Here is a 16,474-nt window from a genome sequence, read left to right on the forward strand (position 1 = left end):
TCACCCGACGCCCTCATCGCCCTCGCCATGCTCAGCCTCGGCGGCCACAAACCAGTGCTCCCCGGCCGGGTTTAACCCACGGTTACGACAGGAGAGCCAGTATCTCCGTCGAATTGGTTCGCGCCGGGCGCGGGATGGGGGCTCGGGAGGGGGGACGCGGAGGGGGATGGCGGCGCGGGGATCGGCTAGCTCGGGGTCAGGGTGCCGTCGACCATGGTGTGCACCGCACTCATCAGCGGGAGCAGACGCTGGTCGTGGGTGACCAGCACCGTGGCGGTGTCGTGTTCGGCGGTGAGCCGCAGGATCAGGGCGAGGATCTCCGAGCCGCGCTCCTGGTCGAGCGCGCTCGTGGGTTCGTCGACGACCAGCACGGACGGTTCGTTCATCAGCGCCCGGGCGATCTCGACCCGCTGGCGCTGCCCGCCCGAGAGTTGCGCCGGACGCTTGCCGGCCTGGTCGGCCAGGCCGACGGCAGTCAACAGCTCGAGAGCACGGATGCGCGCCCGCCCCCGGCCGCGGGCACCGCCCCGGCGGCCGTCGAGCTCGCCCATCACGACGAGCTGCTCCGCGGCCGTCAGCGCGGGCAGCAGGATCGGCTGCTGGAAGATGATGCCGAGCCGGTCCCGCCGGAGATCCGCCTTCTCGGCGAGCGTCAGCGCGGTCGCGTCGACGCCCCCGATCAGCACCGAGCCCGTGTCGGGTGTGACCAGGGTCGAGGCCACCGCCAGAAGGCTGGACTTGCCGGAGCCGGACGGGCCGGTGATCCCGACGACGGTGCCCGGCGCCACGGTGAGGGTGACGTTGTCGACCGCGGTGATGCGGTTGCCGCCGTCCGGGTAGGTGAGGGTGATGTGGTCGAGCTGGATCATCGGTTGCTCCCGAGGGCGGTGAGGGGGTCGGCGGTGGTGACGGAACGGAGGGCGAACGCGGCCCCGGCCAGGCCGAGGGCGATCATGGCGGCGCCCGGCAGCAGGGTCGTCAGCGGGCTGAGGATGAACGGCAGCACCGGCCCGGCGAGGGCCCCGAGCAGGGCGGTCAGGCCGATGCCGGTCCCCACCCCCACGATCAGCACGACGGATGCCTGGCCGAGCGCATCCCCGATCAGCATGCGGTTCGATGCGCCGAGGGCCTTCAGCACGGCCACATCGGGTTGGCGCTGGATGCTCCAGACAGTGAAGAACGCGCCGACGACCAGCGCGGAAATGCCGAACAGCATCCCCACCATCAGCAGCAGCGAACCGATCTCGGAGCGGAACGCCTCCAACGCCGTCAGGGACTGGAGCACCCCGGCCGAGGACGTGCCGGTCGCGCTGTCCGCGGCGGCGAAGTCCAGCCCGGGCGCGGTCACGGCCAGGACGGTCGCGTAGGCATCCGGGGTGCCGGTGGCGGCGGCCGCCCGCTGCCAATCCGCCAGCGGAAGCCAGACGACGGGCGTGTGCGAGTACCAGGTGTCGGCCGTGACGGAATCGTCGGTGAAGGCCGAGCCGGCCAGCTCCATGCTGTCGCCGGCCCGCACGTCCAGTTCCTCGGCGGCGGTGGCCGGCAAGGTCAGGCGCCCGGCGCTCGACGGAACCGGCCCGAGCCCGGCTTCGGCGCCGAAGAGCGCGACGCTGGTCTGGTTCGCCCCGGCGGTGAGCCGCAGCCGGCTGATCCCGAGCGGGGTCACCGTGTCGACGCCGGGCCGGGCGCCCCACGCCTCGGCCTCGGCGCCGGTCACGGCGGAATCGGAATAGCTGAGCGGGGCGTCGTCCGCCGAAGCGGAGAACACGATCCGGTCGGCGTCGAGCCCCGCGATGGCCGAGATGTTCTGGTCGGCCAGGCCACCGGTCAGGCCGGAGAGGAATCCGACCAGCAGGGTGATCAGGGTGACCACCGTGCCGATCAGCAGGAATCTCCCGCGGGCAAATCTAAGATCGCGCCATGCAACGAACACTGTCAAACTCCTTGATCGATCGAGCGGTAGAGTGTGCGGGGCCGGCCGACAGGCTTGCCCCGCACACTCTTCACTCTCCCCGCCGGGCCGCGGCCGGTCATCGTGCATGCGGGTGTTCTTCGGCGGCTCAAGGTGGAGGTCCCGTTCCACCTTTCGGAGGATGCCGCGGGGCGCTCGGCCGCGTAGCCTGAAAGGGTGATCTTCGCGTGATCGAGCCCACTGGCTCCGCCCTCAACCCCGTCTTCGTCGGGCTCCGGATCGGCCTGCACGCCCTCGTGGCGGGGCTGGTCGCCCTCTGCGTCGTCTCCTCCCTCGCGGCCGGGTCGCCGTCGGCCGCGATCATCGCCGGCCTGGCGGCGCTCTTCCTCGGCACCTACGCGGTGGGCGCCTGGGTCGGTCGCAGCCGAACGGCATCCCGATGGGCCGGGGCCCGGCTCGGCCTGCTCAGCCTGGAATGGGTCGTCCTGGCCGGGCTGAATGCCGAGGCGATCTACCTCGTCTTCCCGCTGTTCTTCCTCTTCCTGCACTTCCTGCCCGGGTGGTGCGGACCGGTCGCGGTCGCCGTCGCGACCGTCGCGGCGGTCTTCGCGGTCGGCGCGCACCGCGGTTTCAGCCCCGCGGGCGCCGTCGGGCCGCTGATCGGAGCCGCGTTGGCGGTCGCAATCGCCCTGGCCTACCGCTCTCTGGCCCGGGAAGCCGCCGAGCGGGAGGACCTGATCCGCGAGCTGCGGGAGACGCGCGGGCAGCTGGCCGCCGCCGAACGGACCGCCGGGGTGCAGGGCGAACGGGGTCGCCTGGCCCGGGAAATCCACGACACAGTGTCCCAGTCGCTGTCGAGCATCGTGATGCTCCTCCACGCCGCCGAGCGCTCCGGCGACGCCGAGACCTCGCTGCAACGGATGCGCCAGGCTCGGGACGCCGCCGGGCAGACGCTGGCGGAGACCCGGCAGTTCATCGACGAGCTGTCCCCGCCGGCACTGCGCGGCTCGACCCTGGTCGAGGCCCTGCACCGGCTGGCGACCCAGACCGGCGCGACCAGCGGCATCCGGATCGGCGTCACCGTCGCCGGCCCCGTCGAGCCGCTGCCCACCCGGGTCGAAACGGCCCTGTGGCGGATCGCCCAGGGCGCCCTGGCCAACGCCGTGCAGCACGCGCACGCCTCCCGGATCGACCTGACCCTGAGCGCGCTGGACTCCGAGGTCATCCTCGACGTCGTCGACGACGGCGTCGGTTTCGACGCGGGGGCCTCGGTGCGGCGCGGGGACACGTCGACGCGCACGTCGTTCGGCCTGCAGGCGATGCGGGAGCGGGTCGCGGAACTGGGCGGTTCGCTCACGGTGGAGAGCGCCCCGGGGCAGGGCACGAGCGTCGTGGCCGGGTTCGAGGTGCGCGGATGAGCGTGCGCGTGCTGATCGCCGACGACCACCCGATCATGCGCACCGGACTGCAGGCCCTGTTCGAGACGGACCCTTCCATCGATGTGGTCGCGGCCGTCGGCACACCCGGGGAGGCCGTGGCCGAGGCGGCCCGGCTCCGCCCTGACGTGGTGCTGATGGACCTGCAGTTCCAGGGCGAGTTCCGCGGCGCGGATGCGACCCGGCGCATCCGTGCCCTGCCCGAGCCGCCGGCGGTGCTGATCCTCACCAATCACGACACCGACGGGGACATCATCACCGCGATCGAGGCCGGGGCGGCCGGCTACCTGCTGAAGGACAGCCCGCCCGACGACCTCCTGGCCGCGGTCGCCGCCGCGGCGGCCGCGGCCAGTCCGCGCTGGCTCCCGCGGTCGCCAGCCGGCTGCTGTCCCGCGTGCGCCAGTCCACCCGGGCGCTGAGCGCCAGGGAACTCGAGGTGCTCACCCTCGTGGCGGAGGGCCGGAGCAACACCGACGTCGCCCGCCACCTGCACCTGAGCGAGACCACGGTGAAATCCCATCTCGCGCACATCTATCCGAAACTCGATGTGTCCTCGCGCACCGCGGCGGTCGCCGCCGCCCGGCAGGCCGGGCTGATTCGCCGCCCGTAGCCGCCCGGCAGGCCGGGCTGATTCGCCGCCCGTAGCCGCCCGTAGCCGCCCGAAACCGGCCGGGGACGGCGCGGGGTCAGCCCCGGGACGGGGTGACGAACCGCTGCCAGGCCCACGCGCCGACGCTGAGGGCCGCGAAGACCCCGGCGGCCACCCCCAGCAGGGTCACCGTGCCGTCACCGTTCCAGATCGCGACGGCCGGGGACAGCACCCCGAACATGATCGTGAACGCGAGCGTGGTCAGTCCCGCCCAGATCGACGGTGACCAGGCCAGGATGCTGCGCCCGCTCGTGCGCCCGATCGGGATCAGCACGAGCGCGACCGAGCCGATCGCCGTCAGCACCACGCTGTTGGCGATTTCCGCACCGAGCGAGCTGAGGAAGCCGTCGGCCGTCGGCAGGAGGCCGAGCGCCAGCCAGCCGGCCGTACTCAGCCCGATCAGGCTGCCGGCCCGCACGGCCGCGATCTGCCCGCGCTCGGGGTTCAGCGCGCCGGGGGTCGCCGCGACGGAGCCCAGCAGCCCGAAGACGAGCGCCGGGTGCACCTCGAAGAGGCGGGAACCGAGGGCGGTCACCGCGACCAGCAGCAGGTAGCGCGGCAGGAACGTGACGGATGCCGGCACCCGGCAGATCCGGGAGCTCCACCACAGCGGAACGAGCGCACCGACCCCGTTCACCACGATCAGGGCCACCATCACGGCGAGCAGCAGCCGCAGGTAGGCCGGCTGGCTGGTGACCGGGCCGGACAGCATGATCAGGGTCGCCGCCGCGGCGAGGGCCGCGCCGGCGACGAGCCACCGGTTGACGGCCACGTCGGGCGCGGTCTCGTACTCCTGCCGGGCCCGGTTCCGGCCCGCGATGGCCGTGCCCGGCCAGACCGGGCGGCCGCCCCGGGACCGGGAGAGGGTCCCGGCCAGCAGGCGGGCGGGAACGTACAGCAGCATCAGGGAGCCCAGGGACAGCAGCACGGCCTGGGACCAGGACAGCCCGGACGGCGACCAGGGCGGCAGAACCGCGGTGGCGAACCGGGTGGGGTCGCTCCAGCCGCCCGGCAGCGCGCCGAGCGCCACCGCCTCGTCGCCGTCCCGCTGCGAGGGCGTCGCCGTCTGCGGGCTCCGGGCCGGTTCCGGCGCGGGCGCCGCGGTCGCGGTCGCGGCGGCGAGTGGAGCGGATGCCCGCGGAGAGGGGGTCGCCCGGCCGGCGGCCGGTGCCGGTGCGGCCGGGCCGTAGGCGAGGGTGAAGGCGGGGCTGCCCTGGCCCACATTGCCCGCGGCATCCTGCTGCACCGCGATCACGGCGTACGAACCGGCGGCCACGCCGCCGGCGGAACAGGTCCAGGAGCCGCCGGCGACGACGCCGCTGCAGACCGAGTACGCGCCCGCGAAGACCGTCACGGTCGAACCGTTCTCCCCGGAACCGGCGTAGGTGGCCCGGTCCAGCGGCACCCGTCCGCCCGCGGCCGGCTCGGTCACGGTCGGCGGCGCGGGCCGGTCGACGTCGAACAGGAGGGCGATGGCGGCGCTCTCGTTCGACCAGGAGGGCAGGCTGAAGGTGGCCTGCTGGGCTGCCGTGACCTCGGCGGCCCCGCTGGCAAGGCGCCCGCCGAATGCGCAGGTCCAGGCGCCGGAGGTGTCGGCCGTCGCCGTGCAGCGATTGCCGTCGGCCAGGCGGACGATGACGGATGCGTTCGGGTACGCCGTCCCGCGCACCACGCCGTTCGATGCCGCCTGGCCGCTCGGCCCGCCGGTCACGACCGGTGCGGCCAGCACGGCGATGGTCTGCTCCGCGGCGAAGGCCGGGTCGGCGGTGACCACGACCCGCAGCCGCACCGACGGGCCGCTGGGCAGGCGCACCCCCGTGCAGCTCCACTCCGAGGAGTCGTCGACGACCAGGATGCAGGACGGGTCCTCGCCCGGGAACGCCGACAGGAGCTGGATCTCCTGGCCGGGCTCGCCCGTGCCGGAGACGGTGGTGCTGCCGCTGCCGACGAAACTGCCCGGCCGTGGACCGGTGATCGTCGGTGAGACGGTGGGCGGCGCCGACGACCGGGTCGGCGCCGGTGTCGCTGCGGGGGTCGCTGCGGGGGTCGGCGCGGGGGCCGGCGTGGGGGAGGAGGTGGCGGCGACCGCGGACCCGACGGAGCCGCCCGCCAGGAGGGCCGGAACGAGGAAGCCGAGCAGAAGGACCCCTGCAAGGAGACGGCCGGCGCGGTAGGACCGACGGGCCCGCGATGAGCCCGATCCGGTGAAGCGTGTCCCAACCATGATTTCCCCCCGTGACCATTTCAGGGGGTGGGGGCCTCAAAGTCAACGCCGGACACGCCGTGCCGGTTGCACCGCGACACATTCGTGATCTTCCGGGCATGGTGCATACTGAAAAATCGGGTCATCTGTCCCGCCCACCAACCAGAACGGGACGGCGCATGAGCGCACCGAACCTACTCGCGGGCTCCGGCTCCGGCTCCGTCTTCGCCGAACCGAACCGGCGCGTTCCCGGGCGCTGGATCGCCGTCTTTGCGACGGCCTGGCTCGGCATCTGGATGGCGCAGCTCACCCCGGTGCAGCTCCTCCTGCCGGCCCAGATCGACCGGCGCCTCCAGCCCGAGAATTGGGTGGACAGCGTCGTGGCCTTCGGCGTGATCTCGGGCATCGCCGGCCTGTGCGCGATCGTGGCCTACCCGCTGACCGGGGCGCTGTCCGACCGCACGACCTCCCGGTTCGGCCGTCGCCGACCCTGGATCGCCGGCGGGGCGGTGCTCTTCGCGGCCGCCCTGCTGCTGCTCGGCGCGCAGACCACCATGCTGGGGATCGGGTTCTTCTGGGCGCTCGCCCTGACCGGTTTCTGCGTGATGACGGCCGCGCTCACCGCCACCATCTCGGACCAGGTCCCGGTCGACCAGCGCGGGTACGTGTCCGGCTGGCTGAGCGCCCCGCAGGCGGTGGGCATCATCGTGGGCCTGCTGCTCGTGACGATGCTGTTCACCGGCCAGTTCGCCGGCTATTTGGTCGTAGCGGTGCTCCTGCTGGTCCTGGCGGTTCCGTTCCTGCTGCTGCCCGACGCGGTGCTCCAGCCGCACCAACGCGCGCCGGTGACCGTGCTGGGCCTTCTGTCCAGCCTCTGGATCAGCCCGCGGGAGCACCCCGATTTCGGCTGGACCCTGCTCAGCCGGGTGCTGGTCAGCTTCGGCAACGCGTTCGGCACGACCCTGCTGCTCTACTTCCTGATGTTCGGGCTGAACGACGAGAATGCGGAAGACGACCTGATCCTGCTCACCCTCGTCTACATGGTGTTCGTGATCCTGGCGTCGATCTTCCTGGGCCGGTGGAGCGACGCGCTGGGCATCCGCAAGGGCTTCGTCTTCGTCGCCGCCGGCCTGCAGGGGTTCGCGGCGCTGCTGCTCGCCTTCATCCCCGACCTGGGCGTCGCGATGGTGGCCGCCGGCATCCTCGGTCTCGGCTACGGCTGCTTCCTCTCCGTCGACCAGGCGCTGGCCACCCAGGTGCTGCCCGACCCGGCCGCCCGCGGCAAGGACCTCGGCATCATGAACATCGCCACCGCGGTGCCGCAGGCGCTCGCGCCGCTGCTGGGGGCGTTCACGGTCGCCGTGGGCGGCGGCTTCCAGGCCCTGTTCGTGCTCGCGGGCCTCTGCGCCTTCGGCGGGGCCCTCGCGGTCACCCGGGTGAAGGCGGTGCGCTGATGGGCCTCGACCTCGGCTCCCGGCCGGCGTCGCAGCCCTGGCTGACCCCCGGGCAGTACTGGCCCGGACTGACCGCCGCCACGGCGCAGCTGGAGACCCCCGTCGCCGCCCTGCACCTGGACGCGCTGCGGCACAACACCCGGTCCCTCCTCGGTCGTGCGGGCGGCACCCCGATCCGGGTGGCGACGAAGTCGATCCGGGTGCGCGGCGTGATCGAGGCCCTCCTGACCCTCCCCGGTTTCCAGGGGGTCCTCGCGTACACGCTCGCCGAGGCGCTCTGGCTGGCCGAGACGGTGACGGATGTCGTCGTCGGCTACCCCACGGCCGACCGGTCCGCGATCCGGCGGCTGGGCACCTCGCCACACCTGGCCGCGACGGTCACGCTGATGATCGACTCGGTCGCGCAGCTGGACGAAATCGACGCCGTGCTCCCGCCGGCCGGCCGGGCCCCGATCCGGGTCTGCCTGGAACTCGATGCCGCCTGGGACGCCCCGGTGCTCGGCCACCTGGGCGTGTGGCGCTCGCCCGTGCACACCCCGGCGGATGCCCGCAGCCTTGCCGCCGCCGTCGTGGCCCGGCCCGGCTTCTCCCTGGTCGGCCTGATGGCCTACGAGGCGCAGGTGGCCGGAATCGGCGACCGCCCGGCCGGCAAACCGGTGCAGGGGCGGGTCAACCGCTGGGTGCGGCGGCGGTCCGTGGCCGAGATCGCGGACCGGCGCAGCGCGGCCGTCGCCGCGGTGCGCGAGATCGTCGCGCTCGAGTTCGTGAACGGGGGCGGGACCGGTTCGCTGGAGACCACCCGCGCCGACGCATCCGTCACCGACATCGCCGCCGGCAGCGGCTTCTTCGGCGGGCACCTGTTCGACCACTACGCCAGTTTCCGGCCCGCGCCGGCCGCCGCGGTCGCCCTCTCGATCGTGCGCAAGCCGAGCCCGGCCACGGGTACGCTGCTCGGTGGAGGCTGGGTGGCCTCCGGGGTGCCCGGCCGCGACCGCCTGCCGCGCCTGGTCTGGCCGGAGGGCCTGCGCCTGATGCCGCGGGAGATGGCCGGCGAGGTGCAGACCCCGCTGACCGGGCCCGGAGCGGCCGGCCTCTCCGTCGGCGACCGGGTCTGGCTGCGGCACGCCAAATCCGGGGAGCTGAGCGAGCACGTGAACGAATTCGCCCTGGTCGACAACGGGCGGGTGGTCGACATCCTGCCGACCTACCGCGGCGAGGGGAAGGCCTTCCTGTGAGTGCGAGCGGAGGGGTCTGGACCAACTGGGCCCGCAACCAGAGCGTGCGGCCGGTGCGCGTCGAACGGCCCCGCAGCGTCGGCGCCGTGCAGCGCGCGGTGGTGTCGGCCGGGAAGGCCGGGCTGCGGATCAAGGCGGTGGGGTCCGGGCACAGCTTCTCCGCGATCGCGGTGGCCGGCGGCGTGCAGCTGGACCTGCTCGACCTGGCCGGCCTGATCAGCGTCGACCCGGTTCTGGGCCGGGTCACGCTCGCCGCCGGCACCCGCCTGTTCGAGCTGCCGCGGCTGCTCGAACCCCACGGCCTGGCCCTGGCGAACATGGGCGACGTGGACCGGCAGACGATCTCCGGCGCCACCTCCACCGGCACGCACGGCACCGGCGGCCGTTTCGGCGGCCTCGCCACCCAGATCACGGCCCTCACCCTGGTCACCGGCGACGGCACCCTGCTGCGCGTGAGCGAGACCGAGAACGCCGAGCTGCTCCCGGCGGCCCGGCTCGGGCTCGGGGCGCTGGGCATCCTGGTGGACCTGACCCTGCAGTGCGTGCCCGCGTACCTGCTGCGCGCCGTCGAGGCCGCCGAACCCCTCGAGGAGGTGCTGGACACCTACCTCGATCGGTCGGAGAACCCCGACCACTTCGAGTTCTACTGGTTCCCGCACACGGACACCGCGCTGACCAAGACCAACACCCGACTCCCGGCGGACGCGGGCCGGTCCCCGCTCGGCCGGGTCTCCCGCTGGGTCGACGACGAACTGCTCGCGAACGGGGCCTACCGCGCCATCTGCGCGCTCGGCCGGCTGGTGCCCCCGGCGGTGCCCCCGTTCAACCGGCTCGCCACCCGCCTCAGCGGCCGGCGTGAATTCACGGATGTCTCCAACCGGGTGTTCGTGACCCGCCGCACGGTGCGCTTCCGGGAGATGGAGTACGCCCTGCCGCGCGAGCAGGTGCCGGCGGCGCTGCGCGAGGTGCGGGCCCTGATCGAGGAGCGCGGCTGGCGGATCTCCTTCCCGATCGAGGTGCGCTCCGCGGCGGCCGACGCCCTGTGGCTCTCCACCGCCAGCGGGCGGGACACCGGCTATATCGCCGTGCACCGCTACTTCCGGGAGGACCCGACCGAGTACTTCGACGCGGTGGAAGCGATCATGCGCGCGCACGACGGGCGCCCGCACTGGGGCAAGCTGCACGACCGGGACGCGGACTCGCTGCGCCAGAGCTACCCGCACTTCGGCGACTTCCTCTCGGTGCGTGACAGGCTTGATCCGGAGCGCCGCTTCAGCAACAGCTATCTGGAAAGAGTTTTGGGTCGATGAGCACCAAGCCAGTCAACAGCAACACCCCCGCGGCGCGCGCCTGGGAACACCGGGCCGCAGAGTTGGGCGACCGGCTCCCGGACGGTTTCGTCGTGGGCACGGCCACCTCCGCCTTCCAGATCGAGGGCGGGGCTCGCGAGGGCGGACGCGGGGAATCGAGCTGGGACCCGTTCACGGCGGCGACCGGCCGCATCCGTGACGGTTCGAACGCCTCGGTGGCGACCGACCACTTCACCCGGGTCGACGACGACGTCGTCCTCCTCCGCGAACTGGGCGGTGACGCGTACCGGTTCTCGCTGGCCTGGTCGCGGGTGCAGCCGGACGGCCGCGGGGCGCTCAGCCGCGCGGGCCTGGCGTTCTACGACCGCCTGCTCGACGGCCTGCTCGCGGCGGGTATCAGCCCGATGGCGACGCTGTACCACTGGGACACCCCGCTGAAACTCCGCGGAGGCTGGCTGAACCGCGACACCGCGATGCGGTTTGGTGACTACGCGCACCAGGTCGGCGAGGCCTTCGGGGACCGGATCGATTCCTGGGTGACCCTGAACGAGCCCGCGACGGTGACCCTGAACGGCTATGCCCTGGGCACCGACGCGCCCGGGGAGGCCCGGCTCTTCGGTGCCCTGCCGGCCGCCCACCACCAGCTGCTCGCCCACGGCCTCGCCGTGCAGGGGCTCCGCGCCGCCGATGTGCGCGGCGGCATCGGCATCGCCAACGCGCACTCGCCCGTGCAGGCCGCCAGCGGCCGGGAAGCCGACGAGGTGGCGGCGCAGCTGTTCGACGTGCTGCACAATCGGATGTTCGCCGACGCGGTCCTGCTCGGCCGCTACCCGGAACCGCCCGAACCGTACGCGGTCCCGCTGCGGCTGCTGCTGGAGACCGACCCCGACGACCTGCGCACCATCCGGCAGCCGCTGGACTTCTACGGCCTCAACTACGTGCAGCCGTCCCGGATCAAGGCCGGCCCGGCCGCGCCGAAGACCCCGCAGGGTCCGCCCCGGGAGGGGCCGGCCGAGACGGTGGTCGCGTTCCCCTTCCACGTGATCCCGTTCCGCGAGTTCCCGGTGACCGGGTCCGGCGCCGCCATCGCCCCGGAGTACCTCGGCGTGGCGCTGGGCGAGCTGCGGGACCGCTACAGCGACGACCTGCCGCCGGTGTACGTCACGGCCGGCGGCGCGGCCTTTCCCGACGTGGCCGACAAGTGGGGAGCCGTGCACGACCCGGCCCGGATCGACTACCTCGCCGAGCACCTCACGGCCGCGCTCGCCGCGGTCGCCCCGGGCGGCACCGCGGCCGGGGTCAGCCTCCGCGGCTACTTCATCTGGTCCCTGCTGGACAGCTTCGAGTGGACGGCCGGTTACACCCGCCGGTACGGGCTCGTGCACGTGGACTTCCTCGACGGAACCCGTCCCCGCACGCCCAAGTCCTCCTACCGCTGGCTGCAGAAGGTGCTCGCCGCCCGCTGACCCGCCCCCTTCCCCGTCACGCCTGCCTCGCTACCCAAATCCCGCCTGCCCGTGTGTGGCTAACTCAGGAGAAACGCGGCTACCGCGGGGTGCAGGCCGCGGACCAGTGCGACGGATGCCGCCACTCTGGCGGGATCTCCTGAGTTGGCCACGGGAGGGCAGAGCAGTGGATGCGCGCGGAGGGTGGTGGGCGCAGCGTAGGAGGCGGCTACGGGGTGCGGCGGCGCAGGGTGATCGAGCCGAGCACGACGGCGCCGACGATCCAGGCGCCGATGATCAGCAGCTCGCCGGCGACGTAGGCGGCATCCTGCGAATCGGTCGCCACCGCCCGAAGCGCGTCGACGGCGTGCGAGAGCGGCAGCCAGTCGCTGACCGCCTGAAGGGCGTCCGGCAACTGGTCGCGGGGGAGGAAAATGCCGCAGAGCAGGATCTGCGGGAAGACCAGCAGCGGCATGAACTGCACCACCTGGAATTCGGTGCGGGCGAACGCGCTGGCCAATAGGCCGAGGGTGGTGCCGAGAATCGCGTCGGCGACCGCGACGGCGAGCAGCAGCCAGATCGAGCCCTGGATCTCCAGCCCGCAGACCCAGACCGAGAAACCGACCGCGATCGAAGACTGCAGCACCGCGAGCAGACCGAACGCGAGCGTGTAGCCGAGGATGAAATCACCCTTGCCGAGCGGCATAGAGAGCAGCCGCTCGAGGGTTCCGGTGCGCCGCTCCCGCAGGGTCGTGATGCTCGTGACGACGAACATGATCGTGAACGGGAACAGGGCGATCATCGCCGGGCCGACCGTGTCGAAGACCCGGGTGTCGGAGAAGATCCAGGCCAGCAGCCCGATCAGCAGGCTGGGCACGGCCAGCAGGAGCACCACGGTGCGCGGGTCGTGCCGGATCTGGGTGAGCACCCGTCCGGCCGTCGCGAGGGTGCGGCGCGGATTCACGAATGGCCCGCGTCCGTCGGGCCGGCGGGGAACGTGTCATCGACCGACGGATGTGACGCGATCAGCGCGAGGAACGCCGCCTCGATATCGGGGGTGCCGGTGGTGCCCAGGAGACCGGCCGGTGTATCGTCGGCGAGGATCTCACCGCCGCGCATCAGCAGGAGCCGGTCGCAGCGGCTGGCCTCGTCCATCACGTGGCTGGAGACGAGCAGGCTCGTTCCGGCCGCCGCGAGGCGGTGGAACAGGCTCCACAGCTCCACCCGCAGCACCGGGTCCAGGCCGACCGTCGGTTCGTCGAGCACCAGGAGCTCGGGCGAGCCGAGCAGCGCACCGGCCAGGGAGACCCGGCTGCGCTGGCCGCCGGAGAGGGACCCGGCCAGCTGGCCCGCATACGGGGCCAGGTCGGTGGCGTCGATCACCCGGTCGACGTCGCCCAGGGGCACCCCGAGCACGGAGCGGAAGTACAGCAGGTTCTGGCGCACCGTAAGGTCGTCGTAGACGCTGGCATCCTGGGTGACGTAGCCGACCCGGCGCCGGAGCGGCGCGGAACCGGCGGGACGTCCGAGCACGGTCACGGTGCCGGACCGCACGATCTGAACGCCGACGATCGCCCGCATCAGGGTGGTCTTGCCGCATCCGCTGGGTCCGATCAGGCCGACGACCAGCCCGCTGGGCACCGTGAGGTTCAGGCCGTGCAGAACCGGATGCGCGCCGCGACGGGCACGAAGGTCGCGCACCACGACGGCGGAAGTTTCGGAGGTCACTCCTGCATTATTCGCCCGTGCTGCGGGAATGTCGATCAACCGCCGGGGCGATTCTTGGAGTCTGATGGGAAGCGGATGGGAGCCTCAGGACGCGCGGTTATGATGGTTACGAACTGCGAGTACGCCTCCGAGGCGAGCTTGTTCAGTCCGTGTCTCCTCTCTCAAACACAAGCTCAATCGCCCGCTCAGAATTGCCTCACCCGTCTCAAGGAGAAGCTGCCATGGAATGGCTCATCCCGGTCCTCATCATCGTTGTACTCGTCGCCATCGTCGGGATCTACCTGTGGGCTACCTACAATTCCCTCGTCACGCTCAAGGTTCGCGTCGACGAGGCGTGGAGTGACATCACGGTGCAGATGAAGCGGCGGGCCGACCTGATCCCCAACCTGATCGAAACGGTCAAGGGCTACGCCGCGCACGAGAAGGCGGTCTTCGAGAACGTCACCAAGGCGCGCGCCGAGTCGCTTAGCGCGCAGGGCCCGGCCGAGGCCGCCGCCGCGGAGAACCACATGCAATCCGCCCTGCGCAGCATCTTCGCCGTCGCCGAGGCCTACCCGCAGCTGCAGGCCAGCCAGAACTATCTGCAGCTCCAGGCCGAGCTGGTCGACACGGAGGACAAGATCCAGGCGTCACGCCGCTTCTACAACGGCGGCGTGCGCGAGCTCAACACGAAGATCCAGGTCTTTCCCAACAACCTGATCGCCCGCAATCTCGGTTTCACCCAGCGCGATTTCTTCGAGGTGTCCGACTCCGCCGCCATCGCGGAGCCGCCTCGCGTGCAGTTCTAGCGGCCGGCCGATATGTACAGCGCGATAGCGCGCAATAAGCGCAACACGGTCTTCATCATCATCCTGTTCCTGGTGATGATCGCGGGCCTCGGCTGGCTCGCCAACTATGTCTACAGTCCTCCGGGCAGCTACGGCATCCTGATCATGACGATCGTGATCGCCTCCGGCTACGCCCTGGTGCAGTACTTCATGGCCGGCCGCCAGGCGGTTGCCCTGAGCGGTGGAGTGCGCCTGAACAGCAAGGCGGAGAATCCGCGGCTGTGGAACATCGTCGAGAACCTGTCGATCACGACCGGCACCCCGATGCCCGAGATCTACGTCATCAACGACCCGGCCCCGAACGCCTTCGCGACCGGCCGCGACCCCCGACACGCGATCGTGGCGGCCACCACCGGGCTGCTGGAGATCATGACCGATTCCGAACTCGAGGGCGTCATGGCGCACGAGCTCGGGCACGTGCGCAACTACGACATCCGGGTGTCGATGGTCGTCTTCGGGCTGGTCGTCGCCGTCGGTTTCATCTCCGACATGTTCCTGCGGATGGCGTTCTTCGGCCGCGACAACAAGAACGGCAACCCGGTCGTGATGGTGTTCGGGCTGGTCGCCATGGTCGTGGCGCCGTTGGTGGCCAGCATGGTGCAGCTGGCCGTGTCCCGTCAGCGCGAATACCTGGCGGATGCGACGAGCGCGCTGACCACCCGCAACCCGGACGCGCTGGCCAGCGCCCTGGCCAAACTCGAGACCTACGCCCGGCCGATGCGCAAGCAGAACACGTCGATGGCGCACCTCTGGATCGCCAACCCGCTGAAGCCGGGCGCGATGGCGAAGCTGTTCAGCACGCATCCGCCGATCGAGGAACGGATCGAACGCCTGCACACCATGGGCCGCAAGTTCTAACTGCCGTTCCCGCCGCCCGAGAGTGACCGTTCCGGTCGAGAGTGCCCGCTCCGCCGGGCACTCTCGACCGGAACGGGAACTGTCAGAGCTCTGCGGCCAGCGCGGCCGCGAGGGTGCCGCGCGGCCGGACGTCGATCGCGCCCAGTCCCTGCCAGGCGGCGGTCTCGCGCAGCACGCCGGCGAGCCGTTCGGCCGTGTCGCGGGGCGCGCCGGGCTCTGACCAGGCCGCCTGCACCCGGAGCACCCCCGCCTGGCGGTCGTTCTTGAGGTCGACCCGGCCGACGATCGTGTCGCCCAGCAGCACCGGCAGAACGTAGTAGCCGAAGACCCGTTTGGGCTGCGGGGTGTAGATCTCGATCCGGTAGTGGAAGCCGAACAGGCGCTGGGCCCGGCCCCGATTCCAGACCACCGGGTCGAAGGGCGAGAGCACCGCGTCGGCGTCCACGCTGCGCGGCAGGCGGGCGTCCCGGTGCAGCCAGGCGGCTCCCGGTGAGCCCGCGGGGCCCCAGCCCGGCACCTCGACCGGGAGCAGCTCGCCGGCATCCGTCAGGTCCCGGATGGCGGCCAGCGTCGGTGCGCTCTTCAACCGGAAGTAGTCGGCGAAATCGTTCGCCGTGCCGATGCCGTGGGCGCGCGCCGCCCGGCGCACCAGCTCCCGGTGCGCGTCGGCCGGTTCGACCCTTCGGCCGAGCAGCTCGGCCGGGAAGATCTGCTCCGGCAGCCCGTACACCCGCTCGAACCGTGAACGCCCGGCGCTGACCACATCGCCCCAGCGGAAGAGCACCTCGAGCCCGGTCTTCACGTCCGACCAGCCCCACCACGGGCCGCTGCGCCTGTTCGCGTCGTGCTCGATCGCGCTCGCGGGGAGGGGGCCCTTCTCGGCGAGTTCCGCCAGCAGCCAGTCCAGCAGGGGCTTGTTCCCCGCCGACCACGCATCCGGGCTGCGTGCGGACAGGTCGCGGTACTGCTGCATCCGCCAGCCGAACAGCGGCCGGGTGTCGAGCGGCAGGAACGACGCCTCGTGCGCCCAGTACTCCGTGAAACGGGCTTCCCGGCCCGAGGTGAGCCGGTCCAGCTGCGCCTTGTCGTAGCGGCCGAGACGGCTGAACGCCGGCAGGTAGTGGCTGCGCTCGAACACGTTCACCGAGTCGATCTGCAGCAGCTCCAGCCGGTTCACGAGGGCGTCCAGCTGACGGATGCCCGGAGTCACGCCCGAGCGCCGGCCGAAACCCTGCGCGCCGAGCGCGATCCGGCGGGCGAGGGCGGGGGAGACGGTCTGGAGCACAGTCCGACCCTAGCGGCACCGGGCGCGCTGTCGGCGCGGGCGCCCACCGGCATCCGTCATGCGTCATTCACGCGGCGTTCAGGTCGGTGCCGCCTGCCGGTCGAATTCCGCTCCTAGTCTCGCGGTGACCAG

Annotated in this window: 13 protein-coding genes and 1 pseudogene; 8 read left to right on the forward strand and 6 right to left on the reverse strand. The window is 72.0% G+C overall.

Annotation, left to right across the window (positions count from 1 at the left end; translation table 11 throughout):
* Window positions 1–185: 185 nt before the first annotated feature.
* Window positions 186–869, reverse strand: a complete 684-nt coding sequence (locus E3O49_RS17620; RefSeq protein WP_134365788.1) for an ABC transporter ATP-binding protein — start codon at window positions 867–869, stop codon at window positions 186–188.
* Window positions 866–1,933, reverse strand: coding sequence for an FtsX-like permease family protein (locus tag E3O49_RS17625; RefSeq protein ID WP_134365789.1), 1,068 nt, complete (start codon window positions 1,931–1,933; stop codon window positions 866–868). Before E3O49_RS17625 ends, E3O49_RS17620 begins: the two co-directional genes overlap by 4 nt.
* Before the next feature lie 206 nt (window positions 1,934–2,139).
* Between E3O49_RS17625 and E3O49_RS17630 the strand changes: the two genes are divergently transcribed.
* Window positions 2,140–3,330: a sensor histidine kinase gene (locus tag E3O49_RS17630; protein ID WP_241975837.1), complete on the forward strand. Its 1,191-nt coding sequence runs from the start codon at window positions 2,140–2,142 to the stop codon at window positions 3,328–3,330.
* Window positions 3,327–3,958, forward strand: a pseudogene (locus E3O49_RS17635) (response regulator). The gene E3O49_RS17630 and the pseudogene E3O49_RS17635 overlap by 4 nt, the downstream one beginning before the upstream one ends.
* A 76-nt stretch (window positions 3,959–4,034) precedes the next feature.
* Here E3O49_RS17635 and E3O49_RS17640 read toward each other — a convergent pair.
* The gene (locus E3O49_RS17640; RefSeq protein ID WP_134451008.1) at window positions 4,035–6,221 is read right to left on the reverse strand and encodes a hypothetical protein; all 2,187 of its coding nucleotides are present in this window, start codon (window positions 6,219–6,221) and stop codon (window positions 4,035–4,037) included.
* Window positions 6,222–6,379: 158 nt separating this feature from the next.
* Between E3O49_RS17640 and E3O49_RS17645 the strand changes: the two genes are divergently transcribed.
* Genes E3O49_RS17645 through E3O49_RS17660 form a run of 4 tightly spaced genes read left to right on the forward strand, consistent with a single transcriptional unit; the run spans window position 6,380 to window position 11,665 of the window.
* Window positions 6,380–7,654, forward strand: a complete 1,275-nt coding sequence (locus tag E3O49_RS17645) for an MFS transporter (RefSeq protein WP_134366528.1) — start codon at window positions 6,380–6,382, stop codon at window positions 7,652–7,654.
* On the forward strand, window positions 7,654–8,889 hold the full coding sequence (locus E3O49_RS17650; RefSeq protein WP_134366527.1) for an amino acid deaminase/aldolase: 1,236 nt from the start codon (window positions 7,654–7,656) through the stop codon (window positions 8,887–8,889). The genes E3O49_RS17645 and E3O49_RS17650 overlap by 1 nt, the downstream gene beginning before the upstream one ends.
* Window positions 8,886–10,199, forward strand: a complete 1,314-nt coding sequence (locus tag E3O49_RS17655; protein ID WP_134366526.1) for a D-arabinono-1,4-lactone oxidase — start codon at window positions 8,886–8,888, stop codon at window positions 10,197–10,199. The genes E3O49_RS17650 and E3O49_RS17655 overlap by 4 nt, the downstream gene beginning before the upstream one ends.
* The gene (locus tag E3O49_RS17660; RefSeq protein ID WP_134366525.1) at window positions 10,196–11,665 is read left to right on the forward strand and encodes a glycoside hydrolase family 1 protein; all 1,470 of its coding nucleotides are present in this window, start codon (window positions 10,196–10,198) and stop codon (window positions 11,663–11,665) included. Before E3O49_RS17655 ends, E3O49_RS17660 begins: the two co-directional genes overlap by 4 nt.
* Window positions 11,666–11,873: 208 nt before the next feature.
* Here E3O49_RS17660 and E3O49_RS17665 read toward each other — a convergent pair whose 3' ends face one another.
* A complete protein-coding gene (locus E3O49_RS17665) occupies window positions 11,874–12,608 on the reverse strand; it encodes an ABC transporter permease (RefSeq protein ID WP_134366524.1) in 735 nt (244 codons plus the stop codon).
* Window positions 12,605–13,372 (reverse strand): ABC transporter ATP-binding protein, encoded by a 768-nt coding sequence (locus tag E3O49_RS17670; RefSeq protein WP_134366523.1) that lies wholly within the window; start codon window positions 13,370–13,372, stop codon window positions 12,605–12,607. Before E3O49_RS17670 ends, E3O49_RS17665 begins: the two co-directional genes overlap by 4 nt.
* Window positions 13,373–13,593: 221 nt before the next feature.
* Here E3O49_RS17670 and E3O49_RS17675 point away from each other — a divergent pair, with 221 nt between their 5' ends.
* Together E3O49_RS17675 and E3O49_RS17680 are read left to right on the forward strand one after the other, a co-directional pair.
* A complete protein-coding gene (locus E3O49_RS17675; protein ID WP_134366522.1) occupies window positions 13,594–14,160 on the forward strand; it encodes a LemA family protein in 567 nt (188 codons plus the stop codon).
* Window positions 14,161–14,172: 12 nt separating this feature from the next.
* Window positions 14,173–15,057 carry a M48 family metalloprotease gene (locus tag E3O49_RS17680; protein WP_134366521.1) on the forward strand — a complete coding sequence of 295 codons (885 nt, stop codon included), beginning with the start codon at window positions 14,173–14,175 and terminating at the stop codon, window positions 15,055–15,057.
* Window positions 15,058–15,139: 82 nt separating this feature from the next.
* On the opposite strand, the gene E3O49_RS17685 is transcribed toward E3O49_RS17680, so the two are convergent.
* Window positions 15,140–16,342, reverse strand: a complete 1,203-nt coding sequence (locus E3O49_RS17685) for a winged helix-turn-helix domain-containing protein (RefSeq protein ID WP_134366520.1) — start codon at window positions 16,340–16,342, stop codon at window positions 15,140–15,142.
* Between the last annotated feature and the right edge of the window lie 132 nt (window positions 16,343–16,474).

This window comes from Cryobacterium shii (genome assembly GCF_004402595.1).
GTDB lineage: Bacteria > Actinomycetota > Actinomycetes > Actinomycetales > Microbacteriaceae > Cryobacterium > Cryobacterium shii.